The 19,038-nt window shown below is 44.6% G+C and carries 17 protein-coding genes and 2 tRNA genes; 13 read left to right on the forward strand and 6 right to left on the reverse strand.

Annotation, left to right across the window (positions count from 1 at the left end):
• The first annotated feature begins 7 nt into the window (after window positions 1-7).
• Window positions 8-1,729: a S41 family peptidase gene (locus DWW91_RS22250; RefSeq protein WP_010800452.1), complete on the forward strand. Its 1,722-nt coding sequence runs from the start codon at window positions 8-10 to the stop codon at window positions 1,727-1,729.
• A complete protein-coding gene (locus DWW91_RS22255; RefSeq protein WP_232434164.1) occupies window positions 1,722-2,207 on the forward strand; it encodes a 5-formyltetrahydrofolate cyclo-ligase in 486 nt (161 codons plus the stop codon). The genes DWW91_RS22250 and DWW91_RS22255 overlap by 8 nt, the downstream gene beginning before the upstream one ends.
• On the opposite strand, the gene DWW91_RS22260 is transcribed toward DWW91_RS22255, so the two are convergent.
• Both DWW91_RS22260 and DWW91_RS22265 read right to left on the reverse strand, forming a co-directional pair.
• Window positions 2,197-2,490 carry a DUF721 domain-containing protein gene (locus tag DWW91_RS22260; RefSeq protein WP_007654102.1) on the reverse strand — a complete coding sequence of 98 codons (294 nt, stop codon included), beginning with the start codon at window positions 2,488-2,490 and terminating at the stop codon, window positions 2,197-2,199. The genes DWW91_RS22255 and DWW91_RS22260 overlap by 11 nt on opposite strands.
• Window positions 2,487-3,590: a DNA replication/repair protein RecF gene (locus DWW91_RS22265; protein WP_010800454.1), complete on the reverse strand. Its 1,104-nt coding sequence runs from the start codon at window positions 3,588-3,590 to the stop codon at window positions 2,487-2,489. The genes DWW91_RS22260 and DWW91_RS22265 overlap by 4 nt, the downstream gene beginning before the upstream one ends.
• 138 nt (window positions 3,591-3,728) lie before the next feature.
• On the opposite strand from DWW91_RS22265, the gene DWW91_RS22270 reads away from it, so the two are divergent.
• The 4 genes from DWW91_RS22270 to DWW91_RS22285 all read left to right on the forward strand — a co-directional run bounded on the left by DWW91_RS22270 (window position 3,729) and on the right by DWW91_RS22285 (window position 5,207).
• The gene (locus DWW91_RS22270; protein ID WP_007654107.1) at window positions 3,729-4,412 is read left to right on the forward strand and encodes a tetratricopeptide repeat protein; all 684 of its coding nucleotides are present in this window, start codon (window positions 3,729-3,731) and stop codon (window positions 4,410-4,412) included.
• 75 nt (window positions 4,413-4,487) lie between these two features.
• On the forward strand, window positions 4,488-4,970 hold the full coding sequence (gene ribH / locus DWW91_RS22275) for a 6,7-dimethyl-8-ribityllumazine synthase (RefSeq protein ID WP_007654108.1): 483 nt from the start codon (window positions 4,488-4,490) through the stop codon (window positions 4,968-4,970).
• Between the two features lie 55 nt (window positions 4,971-5,025).
• A tRNA-Tyr gene (locus DWW91_RS22280) sits at window positions 5,026-5,108 on the forward strand.
• A 26-nt stretch (window positions 5,109-5,134) separates the two neighbouring features.
• A tRNA-Gly gene (locus DWW91_RS22285) sits at window positions 5,135-5,207 on the forward strand.
• A gap of 436 nt (window positions 5,208-5,643) precedes the next feature.
• Here DWW91_RS22285 and DWW91_RS22290 read toward each other — a convergent pair.
• Window positions 5,644-6,111 carry a helix-turn-helix domain-containing protein gene (locus DWW91_RS22290; RefSeq protein WP_010800455.1) on the reverse strand — a complete coding sequence of 156 codons (468 nt, stop codon included), beginning with the start codon at window positions 6,109-6,111 and terminating at the stop codon, window positions 5,644-5,646.
• A gap of 247 nt (window positions 6,112-6,358) precedes the next feature.
• On the opposite strand from DWW91_RS22290, the gene DWW91_RS22295 reads away from it, so the two are divergent.
• From DWW91_RS22295 to DWW91_RS22325, 7 genes are all read left to right on the forward strand, one after another.
• Complete coding sequence (locus DWW91_RS22295) at window positions 6,359-6,913, forward strand: helix-turn-helix domain-containing protein (protein ID WP_010800456.1); 555 nt, start codon at window positions 6,359-6,361, stop codon at window positions 6,911-6,913.
• Between the two features lie 80 nt (window positions 6,914-6,993).
• Window positions 6,994-8,649: an AMP-binding protein gene (locus DWW91_RS22300; RefSeq protein WP_122328940.1), complete on the forward strand. Its 1,656-nt coding sequence runs from the start codon at window positions 6,994-6,996 to the stop codon at window positions 8,647-8,649.
• 14 nt (window positions 8,650-8,663) lie between these two features.
• Complete coding sequence (gene proB, locus DWW91_RS22305) at window positions 8,664-9,749, forward strand: glutamate 5-kinase (protein WP_122328941.1); 1,086 nt, start codon at window positions 8,664-8,666, stop codon at window positions 9,747-9,749.
• A 134-nt stretch (window positions 9,750-9,883) separates the two neighbouring features.
• Entirely contained in the window at window positions 9,884-11,131 is a 1,248-nt protein-coding gene (locus DWW91_RS22310) for a glutamate-5-semialdehyde dehydrogenase (RefSeq protein WP_122328942.1), read from the forward strand.
• 79 nt (window positions 11,132-11,210) lie between these two features.
• On the forward strand, window positions 11,211-12,164 hold the full coding sequence (locus tag DWW91_RS22315) for an N-acetylornithine carbamoyltransferase (RefSeq protein ID WP_048314063.1): 954 nt from the start codon (window positions 11,211-11,213) through the stop codon (window positions 12,162-12,164).
• Window positions 12,165-12,402: 238 nt separating this feature from the next.
• Window positions 12,403-13,401 carry an FAD:protein FMN transferase gene (locus DWW91_RS22320; protein WP_122328943.1) on the forward strand — a complete coding sequence of 333 codons (999 nt, stop codon included), beginning with the start codon at window positions 12,403-12,405 and terminating at the stop codon, window positions 13,399-13,401.
• Window positions 13,402-13,500: 99 nt separating this feature from the next.
• Window positions 13,501-14,790 (forward strand): NAD(P)/FAD-dependent oxidoreductase, encoded by a 1,290-nt coding sequence (locus DWW91_RS22325; protein ID WP_048314064.1) that lies wholly within the window; start codon window positions 13,501-13,503, stop codon window positions 14,788-14,790.
• Window positions 14,791-14,828: 38 nt separating this feature from the next.
• Here DWW91_RS22325 and DWW91_RS22330 read toward each other — a convergent pair whose 3' ends face one another.
• From DWW91_RS22330 to DWW91_RS22340, 3 genes are all read right to left on the reverse strand, one after another.
• Window positions 14,829-16,886 carry an outer membrane beta-barrel family protein gene (locus DWW91_RS22330; protein WP_122328944.1) on the reverse strand — a complete coding sequence of 686 codons (2,058 nt, stop codon included), beginning with the start codon at window positions 16,884-16,886 and terminating at the stop codon, window positions 14,829-14,831.
• 75 nt (window positions 16,887-16,961) lie between these two features.
• Entirely contained in the window at window positions 16,962-17,186 is a 225-nt protein-coding gene (locus DWW91_RS22335) for a hypothetical protein (protein WP_007654122.1), read from the reverse strand.
• A gap of 158 nt (window positions 17,187-17,344) precedes the next feature.
• Window positions 17,345-19,009 carry an AMP-binding protein gene (locus tag DWW91_RS22340; protein ID WP_010800463.1) on the reverse strand — a complete coding sequence of 555 codons (1,665 nt, stop codon included), beginning with the start codon at window positions 19,007-19,009 and terminating at the stop codon, window positions 17,345-17,347.
• Between the last annotated feature and the right edge of the window lie 29 nt (window positions 19,010-19,038).

Genomic DNA, 19,038 nt, shown 5'->3' on the forward strand with positions numbered 1-19,038 from the left:
CGTTTTTATGGACAAAAACAGAAGGTTGACCATCTGGTTACCTGTTATCATCGCAGCAAGTATTGCTCTCGGAATTTTTATCGGGAACAATTATCTTTCTCTTACACAACATGGCAAGCGCCGTATGTTCTCCAGCGGGAATAAAATAAATGCCATACTCGATATTATCGACGAACAATATGTCGATACCGTTAATATGGCAAAGCTGGTGGAAGGCACCATACCTAAAATATTCAGTGAACTGGATCCGCACTCCGTTTACATTTCTGCCGAAGACGCGACAATAGTGAATGAAGACCTCGAAGGGTCGTTCAGCGGTATCGGTGTATCATTCAATATGCAGACAGACACGATCCTGGTAATCAGTGTTATCTCCGGAGGTCCGGCTGAAAAAGCCGGTTTATTGCCATTCGACCGTATCATTACAATCAACGACTCGATCTATTCAGGAAATAACACCAGCCAGGCAAAAATTATGCGTACGCTGCGCGGAGCAAAGAACAGTACGGTTAAACTGGGAGTAAAACGCGGAGGTGAACCGGAACTGCTTTATTTCGATGTTACACGCGGTGATGTTCCGGTCAACTCAGTAGATGTTTCCTACGAGGTTAGTAAAGGCATTGGTTATATCAAAGTCAGCAAGTTCGGCCGGACAACTTATAACGAGTTCATTACAGCTATCGCCAAATTGAAAGAAGCAGGATGTAGTTCTTTCGTTATCGACCTGCGTGGAAATACAGGAGGTTATATGGATGCCGCCATCAATATGGTCAACGAATTTATGCCGGAAGGAAGACTGATCGTTTACACGGAAGGTAAGGCCTTCCCCCGTAACGATGTCTATACAAACGGAACCGGCACTTGCAAAGAGGCTCCGATCGTTGTCCTGACAGATGAATTCTCGGCTTCTGCCAGCGAGATTTTCTCCGGAGCGATCCAGGATAACGACCGTGGATTGATCATCGGACGCCGTACGTATGGAAAAGGATTGGTTCAGTCACCGATCAAACTGAGCGACGGTTCTGAAATCCGCCTGACAATCGCCCGTTATTATACTCCTTCCGGAAGAAGTATCCAAAAAGATTATGAAATGGGTAATTCCACCGATTATGATCAGGATATATACAACCGATTCATCCATGGTGAATTCGATTCAGCCGACAGTATCAAGAATACGCATACGGAAAAATATAACACCATGATGGGACGTACGGTCTATGGTGGTGGCGGTATCATGCCGGATATATTTATTCCACGCGATACAAGCGGAATTACAACGTATTTCACAAGTATCGTCAACAGTGGCACGCTTTATCTGTATGCACTTGAATATTCAGACCAGAATCGTGAAAAATTATCTTCGTTCACGACTTATCAGGATCTGTACAAGTATCTGCAATCGCAGCCATTGCTATATGACTTCACGAACTTTGCCGCAACCAAAGGGATCAAGAAACGCCCGAACCTGATCAATATATCAGGAAAGCTGATCGAAAGCCAGTTGCAGGCATATATCGTACGTAACTTTTTCGACGAAGCCGGATTCTATCCGATCTTCCTGAAAGACGATCCTACGTTATTACGTGCTATCCAGATCATAAACGAAGGTAAATCCGTTCCTACATTAGAGAAAAAAGATGCAGACAAAGGAATTGCAGGAATCCAAGCAACAACTCCGAAAATACATAGCCTCGCTAAAGAAATCGTACAAGAAGACTACATTGCTTGATCTTTCCGAAGAAATAATGAAGCGGCTGGAAGAGACTGAACTCTTCCGGCAGGCTTCCTGTATCGCTTTATACAACGCGATACCCGGCGAAGTCCAAACGGCCGGTTTCCTTGAAAAATGGTTTGAAAAAAAACAACTTCTCCTACCGTTGATTGTAGGAGATGATCTCCGCCTGTTACCCTATAACGGTACTGACAGCCTTAAACCGGGCATCTTCGGCATTATGGAACCTATCGAACAGAAAACAACTGTCGATGAATCGGAAATAGACCTGATCATTGTTCCGGGTGTAGCTTTCGACCGGCAACTGAACCGCATGGGACGCGGTAAAGGATATTACGACAGACTGTTATCCACATTGCAAGCACCCAAAATCGGTATATGTTTCGATTTTCAGCTACAAGACACAGTCCCTACCGAATCTTTCGATAAGAAAATGGATATGATCATTACGGAAAAAGAGATTGTCAACGGATAATAATATCGTGTATAACGGTTGCCCCGGCATATTCATTCAGACTCTTCACCAACCGTTCACGGCATAAAGTCAGCTCACTTCTCAAGACAGCAGAAGTCAACGATACATATAATATATGATCGCGTACATATATATTACGGGTATATTGCATAACCATCGGTCCGAGCACTTCTTTCCAGGCACGTTCCACACGAATTTCCAAAATCTTTTCATAAAGTTCCGTATTATCTTCAAAGAAATCTCTCAGGACTTCACCGATCGCTTGTGTATTCTTTCGCTTCATGGCTGATCCTCCATCGGTTGAACTTCACCCTGTTCTACTCTGAACAAAGCATAATCATGATTCATTGCCTGCAGGATTTCATCCAGGTATTTCCGGTTGGTATCGGTAATAAATATCTGCCCGAAACTATCTCCACTGACCAGCTTGATGATCTCAGCCACTCGTGCCGCATCCAGTTTATCAAATATATCATCCAAAAGCAAAATAGGAGTTGTCTGTCCTTTCCGGGTCAGAAAAGCAAACTGAGCCAACTTCAGTGCTATCAGATAAGTTTTATTTTGTCCTTGCGAACCGGCCCTGCGGATTAATTGTTCATTCAATGTCATTTCCAGTTCATCTTTATGAACACCGTTGGAAGTATATCCCAGAATACGGTCACGCTCCCTGTTGGCAGCCAGCGACTCAGCCAGATTCCGGTCTGCCAGTTGGGATATATACCCCAATCCGACCTGTTCGGTAGAACGGCAGATAGTTTGATAGTATTCGTTAAAAATAGGAATAAAACTTTCCACCAGCAGCTGGCGCTTCTCGAACACCATCCGCCCATACATATCCAATTGCATTTCCAGCACTTCATACAGAGATGTATCTGTATTTTGATTCTTCAAAAGAATATTCCGCTGGAGCAAAGCCTTGTTATATTGTATCAAGGCATGCAGATATTGTTTGTCCTGTTGCGAAATGATCAGATCCAGAAAGCGGCGGCGTTCGTCACTCCCCCCCCGGATCAGATCTGAATCCGCCGGCGACACCATAACCAAAGGCAGGAGTCCGATGTGTTCGGACAACTTATCATATTCCTTTTTATTCCGTTTGAACTGTTTCCGCTGGCGACGGCGGATAGCACAGAATATATCCTCGTTTCTCCCCTCGTAATCATATTCACCCTGGATAACGCACATATCCTGATCATTATTTATAATCTGACTATCAGGAGTATTGATATGACTCTTGCAAAACGAAAGATAGTGGATCACATCCAGCAGGTTCGTCTTCCCCATCCCATTATTTCCAAAGAAACAATTCATTTTCGGAGAGAAAGCGACTTCCGCCTGAAGAATATTTTTATAATTGAGAATAGAAAGCTTTTTGAGTATCATCTGTACCTTATTAATCGTACAAAATTAAAAAATATACTTCTAAGTATAGATTATATCAGTAAAAAAAACTACTTTTGCGCTTTGAATTGCCATTGGCATAAATCAGTAGATAAAAATAATAAATAACTATAACACATTATGGCTACTAAGGAAAAAAACACCAACACGGAGTTAGAAGTAGAAGAAATTGTTTCAAGATCAGAGCAGTTCATTGAAAACAATTCAAAAAAGATCATTTACGGAATTATAGCTATCGCACTCGTTGTTGGAGCTGTTTTAGGAATTAAACACGGTTATTTGATTCCTCAGGAAAAGAAAGCAGCCGCTGCTATATTTAAAGGAGAACAGTATTTCGCTAAAGATTCTTTCAATCTGGCTTTAAACGGTAATGGCGCTGACTTTGACGGATTCGAAGGTATCATCGACCAATATGGAAGTACTGCTTCCGGTAACCTGGCAAAGGCTTATGCAGGTATCTGTTATTTCAAGATGGGAGAAACTGAAAAAGCTCTTGACAAACTGAAATCATTCAGTGGAGACGACAATATGATTTCTCCGGCTATCATCGGCCTGATCGGTGACTGCTATGTAAATATGGGTAATGTAAAAGAAGGTATCAGCTATTTCGAAAAAGCTGCTAAGAAAGCAGACAACGAAGTGATCAGCCCGGTTTATCTGAAAAAAGCAGGTATTGCCTACGAAAACCAGAAACAATATAGCGATGCAGTTAAAGCATACACTACGATCAAAGAAAAATATTTCAACTCAATGGAAGCTGCCGATATCGACAAATATATCGCTCGCGCTTCTGCTGCAAAATAATATTATCATTATGATATGAACTATATAAAAGGATGTCCATCAAAAAAGGCATCCTTTTATTTTAAATAGAAAGTTATGGCTACAGCTTATCAAAATTTATCAGACTACGACTTCAACAGTGTTCCTGACGGTTCAGAAATGACGTTCGGTATTGTAGTCGCAGAGTGGAATAAGCACATCACCGAGAAATTATTGGAAGGTGCCTGCAACACTCTGGAAAAACATGGTGTAAAACCGGAAAATATCTATGTGAAACGTGTACCGGGTAGTTTCGAACTGACATTTGGTGCAAAACGCATGGCTGAAACAAAAGACGTAAACGCTGTGATCGTTCTTGGCTGTGTTGTCAGAGGCGATACTCCACATTTTGATTATGTTTGTTCAGGCGTTACACAAGGAGTTACCGAACTAAACCTGATGTATGATATCCCATTCATTTTCGGTCTATTAACTACCGACAACATGCAGCAATCGGAAGATCGCGCAGGCGGTAAGTACGGAAACAAAGGGGATGAAGCAGCAGTGACCGCATTAAAAATGGTTCATTTTTCTGACTAAACGCTTGCAGGTTTCAAAAATAATCGTACCTTTGCACTGCAATTGAAAATAATAGGGGCAGTTACCAGAGTGGCCAAATGGGGCTGACTGTAACTCAGCTGTCTTTCGACTTCGGTGGTTCGAATCCATCACTGCCCACTACTATTTCAAAAGCAATAAAAATTGCGGAAGTAGCTCAGTTGATAGAGCATTAGCCTTCCAAGCTGAGGGTCGCGGGTTTGAGCCCCGTCTTCCGCTCTCTGAAAAAAGGATAATCGAAAGGTTATCCTTTTTTTGTATACCAAAAGTCCCGACTTTCACAAGCCGGGACCTTACCTGATTACTAAATCAAAAACTATGAAAAAATAAAGTTGATCAACCTCTCCAAATGAATAAAAAGAAAAAACATAAATTTAATCATAGGCTACGAGTATTCTAGAAAAAGTAGTCCGACAAACGTCTTCATCAGACTACTCAAAGAAGAATCACTTCTTCTTTCTCTTTTTCATAGATAAGGTATGCCTATGCATCTATATACTTTAATACCTTTTATTTTTATCATTTATCTCTGATGCAAAGAAATAACAAAAAAACGGATCAAGCAAAGAAAAACAAAGCATGAAGAAGACAAAAACGATCCATGGATAGGACAAAATCGTTCTTATTTGTTTCTTTTGACTGCTCAGCTATAAAATCAGGAGTTTTTTGTCCTATGAGAACGACGATATTCACTGGGAGTCATATGGTATACTATTTTGAAATTACGCACAAATGTCCGGGAATTATTAAAGCATGATTCCGAAGCTACAACTTCAATCAGCTTATTAGAGGGTTCCAATAATAAAGCGGATGCATAAATAACACGCTGTTTATTTATATATGCATGAAAAGCAACGTCATCCTTCAACCTAAGAATCTTATTCAATGACTTTTTCTTAACGTTACATTGACGGACAATGATATCTACTGTTATATCTTTATCCAGGAAATGCTTTTCAGTCACTACATAGTGATGAATCTTATTATATATTTCTATATATTCCGTATTCTCTGAAAACTTTGATATTTTAGGAGGAGGTATAATTCTATCCAATATAAATATAAAAAGATAAAAGTCCGGACGTTCTATTTCGAAGAAATGCATTTTAATCTTTTGATTCATGAGTTTACTATATTAATTAAATATTTTAGGGCAGACCTGATATCGCTTATAGTAAAAACTTAATCAATATATTAGATCCAGAGTTAACAATAACAAATTCAAGCCCTACACATAAACAAATATAGGATTTAACATTTGCTTATCCAAAGAAAATATCTAAATAACATTCTATCCCCCATTTTTCTAGTCATTTTGCTTTTTATTTATAACTTTGGGGCAACATAAATCTATAAACGATCTACAGAAGATGAACGAACAGATAAAACAGATAGCGGAGCGCCTGGCCGGTCTTCGTGATGCATTGGAGATAGCTCCTGAAGAAATCGCCAAGGTCTGTAACCTGACCACAGAGCAATATCTGGAACTGGAAAGCGGCAATGTCGATATTTCAGTCAGTGTTTTACACCAGATATCACAGGCATACGGAGTGGAACTGACCACACTTATGTTCGGTGACGAGCCTAAAATGAGCACTTACTTTATTACCCGTAAAGGAAAAGGTATTACCGTTGAACGTACCAAGGCTTACAAGTATCAATCGTTGGCTGCCGGTTTTGCCGGACGCAAGGCAGATCCGTTCCTGGTTACCGTTCACCCGAAATCCGAAGAAGAGCCTATTTATCTGAATTCTCATCCGGGACAGGAATACAACCTCGTACTGAAAGGACGTATGCTTTTGCAGATCAACAATAAGGAATTGATCCTTGAAGAAGGAGACAGCATATATTTCAACTCCGAACTGCCACACGGCATGAAAGCATTGGATGGAGAAAAAGTCAGTTTCCTGGCAATCATTTTATAAATCAGTAGACAGTTGACAAGCGAGAGCTGACAATTAATTATAAAAGCAACAACGATCCTTGTCCGTTAAATAAATAAATTATGTTAGAAAGATTCTTAGATCAGACGTCTTTTACGTCTCAGGAAGATTTTATAAAGAATTTCAAGATAAAAGTACCCGAGAACTTTAATTTCGGATATGATGTAGTAGATGCATGGGCCGCTGAAGAACCCGACAAAAAAGCTTTGTGCTGGACAAACGACCGGGGCGAACATATTGATTTCACATTTGCAGATCTGAAGAAATACACCGATCAAACGGCTGCCTATTTCCAGTCTTTGGGGATAGGACATGGCGATATGGTCATGCTGATCCTGAAACGCCGTTACGAATTCTGGTTCTCGATTATCGCATTGCATAAGTTAGGAGCGGTTGTCATTCCGGCAACTCACCTGCTGACTAAAAAAGATATTGTTTATCGCAATAACGCAGCCGATATAAAAATGATCGTTTGCGCCGGCGAAGAAATCATTACCAAACATATTATCGACGCCATGCCGGACTCTCCGACTATCAAGAAATTAGTCTCTGTCGGTCCTGAAATACCGGAAGGCTTCGAAGATTTCCATAAGGGGATCGAAGATGCGGCCCCATTCGTCCGTCCGTCTCATCCGAACAGCAATGACGATATTTCACTGATGTATTTCACATCGGGCACGACAGGCAATCCGAAGATGGTGGCACACGATTTCACTTATCCTCTGGGACATATCGTGACCGGTAGTTTCTGGCATAACCTGCACCGCGACAGTCTTCACCTGACGATTGCCGATACAGGATGGGGAAAAGCCGTCTGGGGAAAACTGTACGGACAATGGATCGCCGGTGCGACTGTTTTCGTTTACGATCATGAGAAGTTCACACCAGCCGATATGTTGCAGATGATTCAGGACTACAAAATCACTTCTTTATGTGCACCTCCAACAATCTTCCGCTTCCTGATCCGTGAAGATATGACCAAATATGATCTGTCATCCCTACAATATTGTACGATTGCCGGTGAAGCACTGAACCCTGCCGTATTCGAAGCATTCTATAAGCTGACAGGTATCAAGCTGATGGAAGGATTTGGCCAGACAGAAACAACACTGACGGTTGCAACCTTCCCCTGGATGGAACCGAAACCCGGTTCTATGGGTGTTCCCAATCCTCAATATGATGTCGACCTGATCCGTCCGGACGGAACCCGTGCGGAAGATGGCGAACAGGGACAAATCGTGATCCACACGACCAGTGGCAAGCCTATCGGACTGTTCAAAGAATATTACCGGGATGCCGAACTGACTCACGAAGCCTGGCACGACGGCATGTATTATACCGGCGACGTTGCTTGGCGCGATGAAGACGGCTATCTGTGGTTTGTTGGCCGTGCTGACGATGTGATAAAAAGCTCCGGTTACCGTATCGGCCCGTTCGAAGTGGAAAGTGCCCTGATGACACACCCGGCAGTCGTAGAATGCGCCATCACCGGTGTGCCGGACGAAATACGCGGACAGGTGGTAAAAGCAACAATCGTACTGGCTAATGATTATAAAGAAAAGGCAGGCGAAACCCTGATTAAGGAATTGCAGGATCACGTGAAACGTGTGACGGCACCTTACAAATATCCGCGTGTAGTGGAATTTGTCGATGAGTTACCGAAGACCATCAGCGGTAAAATCCGTCGCGTGGAGATCAGGGATAAAGACAATAAATAACCGTGAACGCAAAGATGGCATATCAGTTTAAGCGGATAGCTGTAAAGATAGGAAGTAATGTGCTGACAAGGATGGATGGCTCACTCGACGTCACCCGTATGTCAGCACTGGTCGACCAGGTAGCCGAACTACACCGGAAGGGAGTTGAAGTTGTTTTAATCTCTTCGGGAGCGGTAGCTTCCGGGAGAAGCGAGGTGAAGCCCGGCAAGAAACTCGATGCCGTTTCAGCCCGCCAGCTCTACTCCGCAGTAGGCCAGGCCAAACTGATCAACCGTTACTTCGAACTGTTCCGCGAACATAAGATCGCCTGCGGCCAGGTGCTCACTACGAAAGAGAATTTCGGTAGCCGCACGCATTATCTCAACCAGAAACATTGCATGGAAGTGATGCTCGATAATAACGTGATACCAATCGTAAACGAAAACGATACGATATCCGTTACAGAACTGATGTTCACGGACAACGACGAACTGTCGGGACTGATCGCCACCATGATGGGGATGGATGCACTTATCATCCTGAGTAATATCGACGGCATCTACAACGGAAATCCTGCCGATCCTGCCTCTACCGTTATCCGCGAAATAGACGGCGGGAAACAGGACCTTTCCGAATACGTACAAACCAGTAAGTCTTCGTTCGGACGGGGTGGTATGCTGACTAAATGCAGCATTGCACAGAAAGTTGCCGACGAAGGTATAACCGTCATTATTGCCAACGGGAAAAAGGAAAACATTCTGCCCCAATTGTTGGTTAAAGGAAGTACGGAAATATGTACCCGTTTCATTCCTGCGGCCAAGCCGGTCAGCAGCGTAAAGAAATGGATCGCCCACTCCGAAGGCTTTGCCAAAGGAGAGATACATATCAACAAAGGTACTGAAGAAGCATTGACCGGACCACGTGCGACAAGCCTTCTATTAGTCGGCGTCACAGCCATTAAAGGAGAGTTTGAAAAGAACGACATCGTCCGGATCATGAACGAGGATGGCGTTCAGCTGGGTGTAGGTTGTGCCGGATACGATAGCCATGAGGCTATTTCACTTATCGGACAGCGCGATATAAAACCGTTGGTACATTACGATTATCTGTATCTGGATTAGAGACTAAACATAGCGACCGGTAGTAATCACTCCCCTCTTGAGAGGGGGTAGGGGGTGTGTTATCTTCCGCCATTCACGCAAATTATTACATACCCTCTGCCCCCTCTCAAGAGGGGAAAAAGTTACTATCAAGAATGTCTATTAAGAACCTATTACAGCAGACCGTTGCCGCTTCACGCCAGCTGATCACGCTGAGTGACGAAGCCATAAACCGTATCCTGACCGATACAGCCGGCGAATTGATGAACCGGCAAGCCGAAGTGCTCGCAGTAAACGAGAAAGACCTTTCCCGTATGGACCCGGCCAATCCCAAATACGACCGCCTGAAACTGACAACCGACCGTTTGGAAGGTATTGCCGGAGACATGCGAAATGTAGCAACACTCCCCTCACCGCTTGGAAAGGTATTAAGCGAAACAACCCGCCCGAACGGCATGGTTATCCGCAAGGTATCCGTCCCATTCGGAGTAATAGGTGTGATCTATGAAGCACGTCCCAACGTGACATTCGATGTATTCTCCCTCTGTTTCAAGAGTGGCAATGCCTGTGTATTGAAAGGAGGTTCAGATGCTGACGACTCCAACCGGGCACTGGTCGGTATCATCCATCAGGTGCTGGAACGTCATGGCGTAAACCCGGCTGTTTGTTGCCTGCTGCCACCTGACCGGGAAGCGACAACCGAACTGCTGAATGCTGTCGGACTGGTCGACCTGATCATACCACGTGGCAGCAGTTCGCTGATTAACTTCGTTCGTGACAATGCCCGTGTCCCGGTAATCGAGACAGGAGCCGGTATCTGCCATACCTATTTCGACAAGGAGGGAGACAAAGAGAAAGGGCAAGCCATCGTAAACAACGCAAAGACGCGTCGTGTCAGTGTATGTAACGCTTTGGATTGCCTGATCATCCATGAAGACCGGCTCGGCGACCTGCCCTATATCTGCAATAAGTTAAAGGACAGCCATGTAATCATATACGCCGATCAACCGGCTTTCAACTCCCTGGCTGGTTCTTATCCATCGGAACTGCTTCAACCGGCTACGGAAGACAGTTTCGGTACCGAGTTCCTCGACTACAAGATGAGCATCCGTACGGTAGCCAGTCTCGACACAGCCTTGGAGCACATCGCCCGATACAGTTCAAAACATAGTGAAAGTATCGTAAGCGAATCGGCAGAAGCTATCCGCATCTTCCAGCAACAGGTAGATGCCGCCTGCGTTTATGCAAACGTATCGACCGCCTTCACCGACGGCGCACAGTTCGGATTCGGAGCAGAGATCGGTATCAGTACGCAGAAGCTGCATGCCCGTGGGCCGATGGCATTGCCGGAGCTGACTACCTATAAGTATATTATCGAGGGGGAAGGCCAGATTAGACAGTAGTAAGAAACAGCCTTTGTAGCCTATGTTATCATTCAATTAAATTGACTACATTTGCCATTCATATAAACAGATAAATAACATGAGACATTTCACTTGTGTACAAGATGTAGGCGACCTGAAGCAGGCGCTTAACGAAGCATTCGAGATCAAGAAAGACCGCTTTCAATTCACAGAACTTGGCAAGAACAAGACGCTGCTAATGATATTCTTCAACTCCAGCCTGCGCACCCGCCTCTCCACCCAGAAGGCTGCGATGAACCTGGGGATGAACACGATGGTGCTCGACGTGAACCAGGGTGCCTGGAAACTGGAAACCGAACGTGGTGTCATCATGGATGGTGACAAACCTGAACATTTGCTGGAAGCTATTCCTGTCATGGGTTGCTACTGCGATATCATCGGTGTCCGTTCCTTTGCCCGTTTCGAAAACAAGGCGGACGATTACAATGAAAAGATTATCTCCGAATTCATCCAGTACTCCGGTCGTCCGGTATTCAGCATGGAAGCGGCTACCCGCCACCCGTTGCAGAGTTTTGCCGACCTGATTACAATTGAAGAATACAAGAAGACTGCCCGTCCGAAGGTGGTTATGACCTGGGCGCCTCATCCAAAAGCCTTACCGCAGGCCGTTCCCAACAGTTTCGCCGAATGGATGAATGCAACCGATTACGAATTTGTCATCACCCATCCCGAAGGGTATGAGCTCGACCCGAAGTTCGTCGGCAATGCCCGTGTAGAATATGATCAAAAGAAGGCCTTCGAAGGTGCCGACTTCATCTACGCCAAGAACTGGGCTGCCTATACCGACCCGAATTATGGCCAGGTATTAAGCAAAGACCGCGCCTGGACTGTCGATACGGAAAAGATGGCACTGACCAACGACGCTTATTTCATGCACTGCCTGCCGGTTCGTCGTAACATGATCGTCACCGACGACGTGATCGAAAGCCCGCAAAGCATCGTCATCCCCGAAGCAGCCAACCGGGAAATCTCAGCACAAACAGTATTGAAGAAGATATTGATGGGGTTGTAACCTGAAAGAAAACCTGTCCCCCGTGCCTGACACGGGAGCAGGTCGGTTATGTCACCTATGGGAAGTCACCACGTCTACCCACTTGGTAAGCTATGTCTACCTACTTGGTAGGCATCATCTACCTACTAGGTAGGCAACGTCGACTTACCAGGTAGACAACATTCCCCTTTGAGGGTAGTTGTTTTCAACCCTCCCGAATACCTATTTAATGGTTCATTAGTATATTATTAACAAATATATGAAACATCTATACCTCCTCTCTTTATCCCTATTCTTTCTCCTGACCGGATGCAATCAGCCGAAACAGTATTACGAAGTAACCGGCATGCTTCATACTCCCTATCAAATCAAGTTCGAATATACCGAATCGCTGGAAAATGAAATCAGTGCTGAACTTCAACGCTACTACCATTGCCTTAATCCGTTCGATTCTACTTCCGTCATCTCCCAAGTAAACCAAAACAAAGATATAGAGGTCGATGATCTTTTCATCGAAGTCTTCAATAAAGCGATGGAAGTATCCGGACAGACTAATGGCATCTATGATATTACCTGTGCCCCGTTTATCAACCTTTGGGGATTCGGATTCAGCAAGAGTGACAGCGTTACGCCGGCCATGATAGATAGCATACGCCCATTTGTCGGTTATCAGAAAGTCCGTTTGGAGGGACGGAAGGTTATCAAAGACGATCCCCGCCTTCTGCTGAATTGCTCCTCTTTGGGAGACGGATGCTGTTGCGAAGTCATCGCCCGTCTCTTCGACAGTAAAGGTATCGAAAACTACCTGATCGATATAGGTGGTGAAACGACAGCCAAAGGCGTCAACCCTAAAGGTGAATGCTGGCACATTGGGATCACCAGGCCATCCGATGATCCGATGGGCACGAATAAAGAGTTGCAGGTGATCCTCCTGTTATGCGGACGCCACGGCCTTGCCACTTCCGGCGACTACCGCAACTTCTACATCAAAGACGGAAAGAAATACGCCCATACCATCGACCCGAGAACAGGCTCTCCTGCCGGACAACCGATCCTCAGCGCAACCGTTATCGCCGCCGACTGCATGACCGCCGATGCTTACGCTACCGCCTTCATGGCTATGGGCCGCGAAGAAGCCCGCAAAATCCAACAACAACATCCGGAACTGGAATATATGTTTATCTATGCGGATGAGAATGGGGACTATCGCACGGATTATACGGAAGGATTTAAACAGTATTTGTTTCAGAGGCCATAATCCTTGATAACTCATCCTATAAATCAAGGCCTTCCCCCTATTCCATCCGAACATATTCCGTTTCCGATTGTTCTATTATAAAACATAACATAGAACATCATGGGCTTCAACATCGCAAAAACAAATAAGAAACGCGTAGTCATCATAGGGGGTGGCTTCGGCGGATTAAAGCTGGCCAATAAACTGAAAGGGAGTAATTTCCAGGTTGTCCTGATAGACAAAAACAATTTCCATCAGTTCCCGCCTTTGTTGTATCAGGTAGCATCGTCCGGGCTGGAACCGGGCTCAATCATATTTCCTTTCCGGAAGATATTCCAGAAGCAGAAAGACTTCTATTTCCGGATGGCGGAAGTGAAAGCCATCATTGCCGAACGCAATCTGATTGAAACATCCATCGGTGAATTAACCTACGATTATCTGGTGATTGCCTCGGGAACTATCACCAACTTCTTCGGCAACAAGACCATCGAAGAAAAGGCTTTGCCGATGAAGACAATCCAGGAAGCTCTCGAACTCAGGAATACTCTGCTCTCAAACTTCGAGAAGGCGACAATCTGTACCGACCCGGAGGAACGACAAGCACTAATGAACGTAGTTATAGTCGGTGGCGGTGCAACAGGTGTTGAAATATCGGGAGTATTGGCTGAAATGAAAAGATTCGTTATGCCCAAGGATTATCCGGACCTGAAACAGTCGGACATGCACATCTACCTGGTGGAAGGTTCTCCCCGGCTACTCGGAGTAATGTCGCCCGAAGCATCAGCCAATGCAGAAAAGTTCCTGAAAGGAATGGGAGTAAACATCATACTCAACAAACGCGTTACTGATTATCAGGACGGGAAAGTGATACTGGACGACAACTCCACCATCGCAACCCAAACACTCGTATGGGTTAGCGGAGTAACTGCCACCCACTTCGAACATATTGATAAAGAAGCGTTAAACCGCGGTGGACGAATAACGGTAAATGAATTTAACCAGATGCCGGGAATGGCAAACGTTTTTGCTATCGGAGATGTCTGCTTCCAGACAGAGGAAGACTACCCGAACGGCCACCCACAGGTAGCCCAGGTAGCAATCCAACAAGGTAACCTGCTTGCCGACAACCTCAAACGGCTGGAATCGGGCAAAGAATTGAAAGCCTTCCATTATCTAAACCTCGGAACACTGGCTACCGTTGGACGCAATAAAGCAGTGGCCGACCTGAAAAAGTTAAAGCTGCAAGGGTTCATTGCCTGGATGGTGTGGATGGGGGTACACCTCCGTTCTATCCTGGGTGTCAAGAACAAACTGATGGTACTGATCGAATGGGTATGGAGCTACTTCACATACGACCAGTCCATTCGCCTGATATTGTATATTCCTAAAAAGAAAGTGGGGAAGAGTTAACATTCAGCCCCCCTTCCCCACCTATATAGTTTCGTTTATTACAAACTATAGGTCAATGTCAGCCAGGTCACCCGTGCATCCCGGTTGCGTACTTGCTCCATGTGCATTTTACTTGTATCGATAAGGGTCGTCTCTTCCAGGCCGTCAAAGATATTATTGATACTCAGATTGGCACGCAGTTTACGATGCATGAAATATTGGGAAAGCCCGGCATTCACACAGCTGTGGCTTTTGATTTTACCCTGCGGAGTCAGTTGGTCCGAGATAAAGAAGCCATCCAGCTGAAACTCCGTGGTCGGGGTGATATAGATACTCACACTTCCTTTCAGGTCGGTGCAAACCATTGACTTCTTCTCCTCATAGCCAACCGTTCTGCCATCGATCTCATCTCTGTACACATTACCGGAAAAACCGATATTCAGGATACGGATAAGATTCCAGTTTCCGGAAAGTTCAAAACCCAATGCCTGGCTGTGGCCTATATTCTCTTTCTGCCAGATAGACTCCTCGTTTATCACTTCCATAATCCGGTTCGATTTATTACGGTAATAAATGGCCGGAGAGAAACGGAAACGATTTGCAACCAACAGATAAGACAATTCCAATGAATGAATGAACTCATCCTTCAAATCCGGATTTCCCTGTGACAGATGAGTCGGGTCACTGTAATTGGTGAAAGGACTCAAATCCGCTCCATTAGGACGAATCACGCGTTGCAGATAACTCAATGACAAACTGCCCGCGTTGCCGGTCTGCAAAGAAAACTTTACCCGGGGATACACATGAAAACGAGTATTGCTTTTTTGTGTTTTGAATTTCTGTGCATTGACTTCCGCCTGCAGACCGGCTTCGGCAGAGAAGCGGTCCCAGTGTCTGTCGAGCGAGGCGTACAACAAATGGGTATTCCGGTTGAAAGAATAATCGTATGTTTTATCTGCAACGGGAGTCCAGTTATTATCATCCAGGCCGATGTCGTTTGTCTCCGTCCTGTAAGTTTCATCCTTGATACGTCCGATATATCCGGCTTTGAAATACCATTCATCGGCAAACAACTTACTGAAAGCAGCAGAAAAATAATAATTATGCTTGTCCTGATTGATGAACATATTGTCTTTCTTCAGGATAGTTCCGGTTCCCGGCTTCTCATTTTCATAGTAATTGTCCTCATCATAACCGAAGTCATTATAATTGAATGTTACACTCAACTGATCCAACGGATTGGAAAAATAATGGTTCCAACGGGCCTCCAAGGCATAAGCATCCTGACGCTGGTCGTTATAACGATGGCGGGTCATTTGGTTCTTTACACTTCCATCCGGGTTCAAGACCTTATTATTGATTCCCCCATAACGGCTGTAATCCATCAAATGATATAATCCGTAGACAGTCAGCAAATCTTTTGAAGTCAGGTCATACCCCACACTCAGGTCGGCCAGATGAACATCCGGACGTGCCGATGCATTATTATTCATGATGGTTGTACCGGCATCCGTTTTTGTCGTCTTGTCAAACGAACGTTCGCGGTATTCCTTCCGATAATTATATTTCCCAATGATATGAAATTTCCCCGGATGCAGATTTACGATTGCCCCGGCATTATACCGTTCCTGCAATCCCGCTCCCAACGTCACCGTCAGCGGTGAATCCGATTTTGTATAATTAGTAGAGGAAAGGTTCAGTACACCGGCATCCCCATCAGGCACCAGCGAAATATCAGGCAAGGCAGACATTGATATCCGGTTGAAAAATAAAGCTGGCAACTGGATAAGGACATCTCCGCTATATTCCTCCAGCAATCCGTAAGGAATACCATTAATCAGCATCCCGGCTTTACCCGACCCGCGATAAGTGACTCCCCCTTCGATATCGGTCACCAGCGAAGGCATTTGCCGGAAGGCTTCGGATACCGTGCCCGTCATACTGCTCAGGTTCTTGTCTACCTGAAGACGTTTAACCTCACCGCCATTGAGACCGGCAATACGTTTACCCTGTATTTCCACATTCTGCAACTGCAAATTCATGTCAACCGGGGTCTGGGCATACATCGTATGACTCAACAATGCGACAACTGGGATAATGATTCGATTTCTTTTCATATTGAATACCGTTATAAACAAAAAAAGTCTGTATGTTTGAGCATACAGACTGTCCTTTTAACTGATTACTGAATATTATTCAGCAGGAGCAGCTTCTGTTTCAGTAGCAACAGCAGTTGAATCGCCTTCAGCAGGAGCAACTTCTTCTGTTACTGTTTCTTCTTCAACAACTGCAGGAGTAGTTTCTTCTACTGTAGTTTCTGTTTCAGCTACTTCAGCATTTGATTCTGCAGATTTGTTACCACATGATGTGAAAGAAACGGCTGCAACGATAGCAGCAAATGCAACTAACTTTTTCATTTTGTCTTTAATTTAAACGGTCTATAATATCTTCTTGTTGTTGTAAAACGATGCAAATGTATGTATTAATTATATATGTTGTACAACATAAGATGCTTTTTTTTCAATTATTTTTTGCAACAAGCGTAATAGACTGTTAATCAAGACATGGATACGTATCAGTAGTTGCTATACAAATACCTCTTGATACTCTTCTTCGGTGTTTTTTCAAACTCTGTCGGGTATAATTGTATTTCTGAAACAACTTCATAGGAAGCCAGCTGCTTATTTAACTCAACCCGGTTCTGTTCCATAATGACCGGCAGGTCGGTATGGGATATTCCGGTACCGTCTACCGTATCGTAATCCGGATAGACCAGAGCTACCAGCTTGCCGTTTTTCTCGATAACGATACTTTCCATGACGAAAGGCAGGTTATTGATTTTCGACTCAATCTCTTCCGGATAGATATTCTGTCCGCTTGCTCCCAGAATCATCGTCTTGCTACGGCCCCGGATAAAGATACGGTTATCCGCATCAATCGTTCCCAGGTCGCCGGTATGAAGCCAGCCGTCTTCGGTAAAAGCATTCTTTGTCGCTTCTTCATTTTTATAGTAGCCTTTCATTACATTCTCACCCCGGACCTGGATTTCCCCTACCTTATTATAGGGGTCATCAGAATCGATACGTACTTCCATGATTCCTTTCAGGACTTGTCCGCAGGAACCGGGCACATATTCATAATTGTGGTCGTAGCTAATCAGCGGCCCGCATTCAGTCATTCCGTAACCGATAGTAAACGGGAATTTGATTTTATACAGGAAATCGCTCACTTCCTGGTTCATGGCAGCTCCACCGACAATCACTTCACGGAAGCGTCCTCCCATAGCATCCACCAGATGTTTACGAATCTGGGCATAAATGCGCGAATCCAGCAAAGGAATATTCAACGCCAGCTTCATCGTTGTTTTGCTCAACTGCGGAAGAATCATCTTTTTGTATATCTTTTCAAGAATCAACGGAACGGTCAGAATCAGGTTCGGCTTTACCTCTTCAAATGCTTTCAACAAGATTTTCGGAGAAGGAACTTTTCCCAACATATAGACATGAGCGCCTACCGCCATCGGTACGAGGAAGTTGAAAGCACAACTATAGGCATGTGCCAACGGAAGAAAGCATAATTCGCGGTCGCCACGATACATCAAATCGAGGGTCTTGGCATAAGTTACATTTCCCGCCAGATTATTTCCGGTCAGCATAACGCCTTTACTGAAACCGGTCGTACCGGAAGTATAGTTCAGCAGGACAACCTTGTCGTTATCCAGTTCGGCATATTTTATATCGCTCTTGCTGAATCCCTTCGGATACTTTTCCGCCATCTTCTCATCCATCGACTTCATCAATTTCTGAATGCTTTCGCCGTCACGCTGATGCAGGCAACGGAAATCGGAAAGAGAGAATACACCGCGTATCTCTTCTATCTTATCCTCTTCCAATGAATCCCAGATACGGTCGCTGACGAACAGGAAGACCGATTCGGAATGATTGATAATATGATGTACGTCGTTCGGATTGAAATCTTGCAAGATGGGGACTATGATTGCACCATACGTAACAGCCGCCATATAGACAATACACCAGCGGGCACTGTCTTTACCGATCAGAGCGATTTTATCTCCCCGGCGTATCTGACATTCCTCAAACAGGATGTGGATACGGGCTATTTCCTTTGCTACATCCTCAAATGTAAAAGTGACGTTCTTGCTGTAATCTGTCAGTGCGGGTAACGACCAGTTTTCCTTGAAACTGTTTTCGTATATCTTAATGAAGTTTTCTTGTATCATAGCACAGATGCTTATATTTCGTGCAAAAA

Origin of the sequence: Parabacteroides sp. AF17-3, from assembly GCF_003635445.1 — a bacterium.
Classification (GTDB): Bacteria; Bacteroidota; Bacteroidia; order Bacteroidales; family Tannerellaceae; genus Parabacteroides; species Parabacteroides goldsteinii.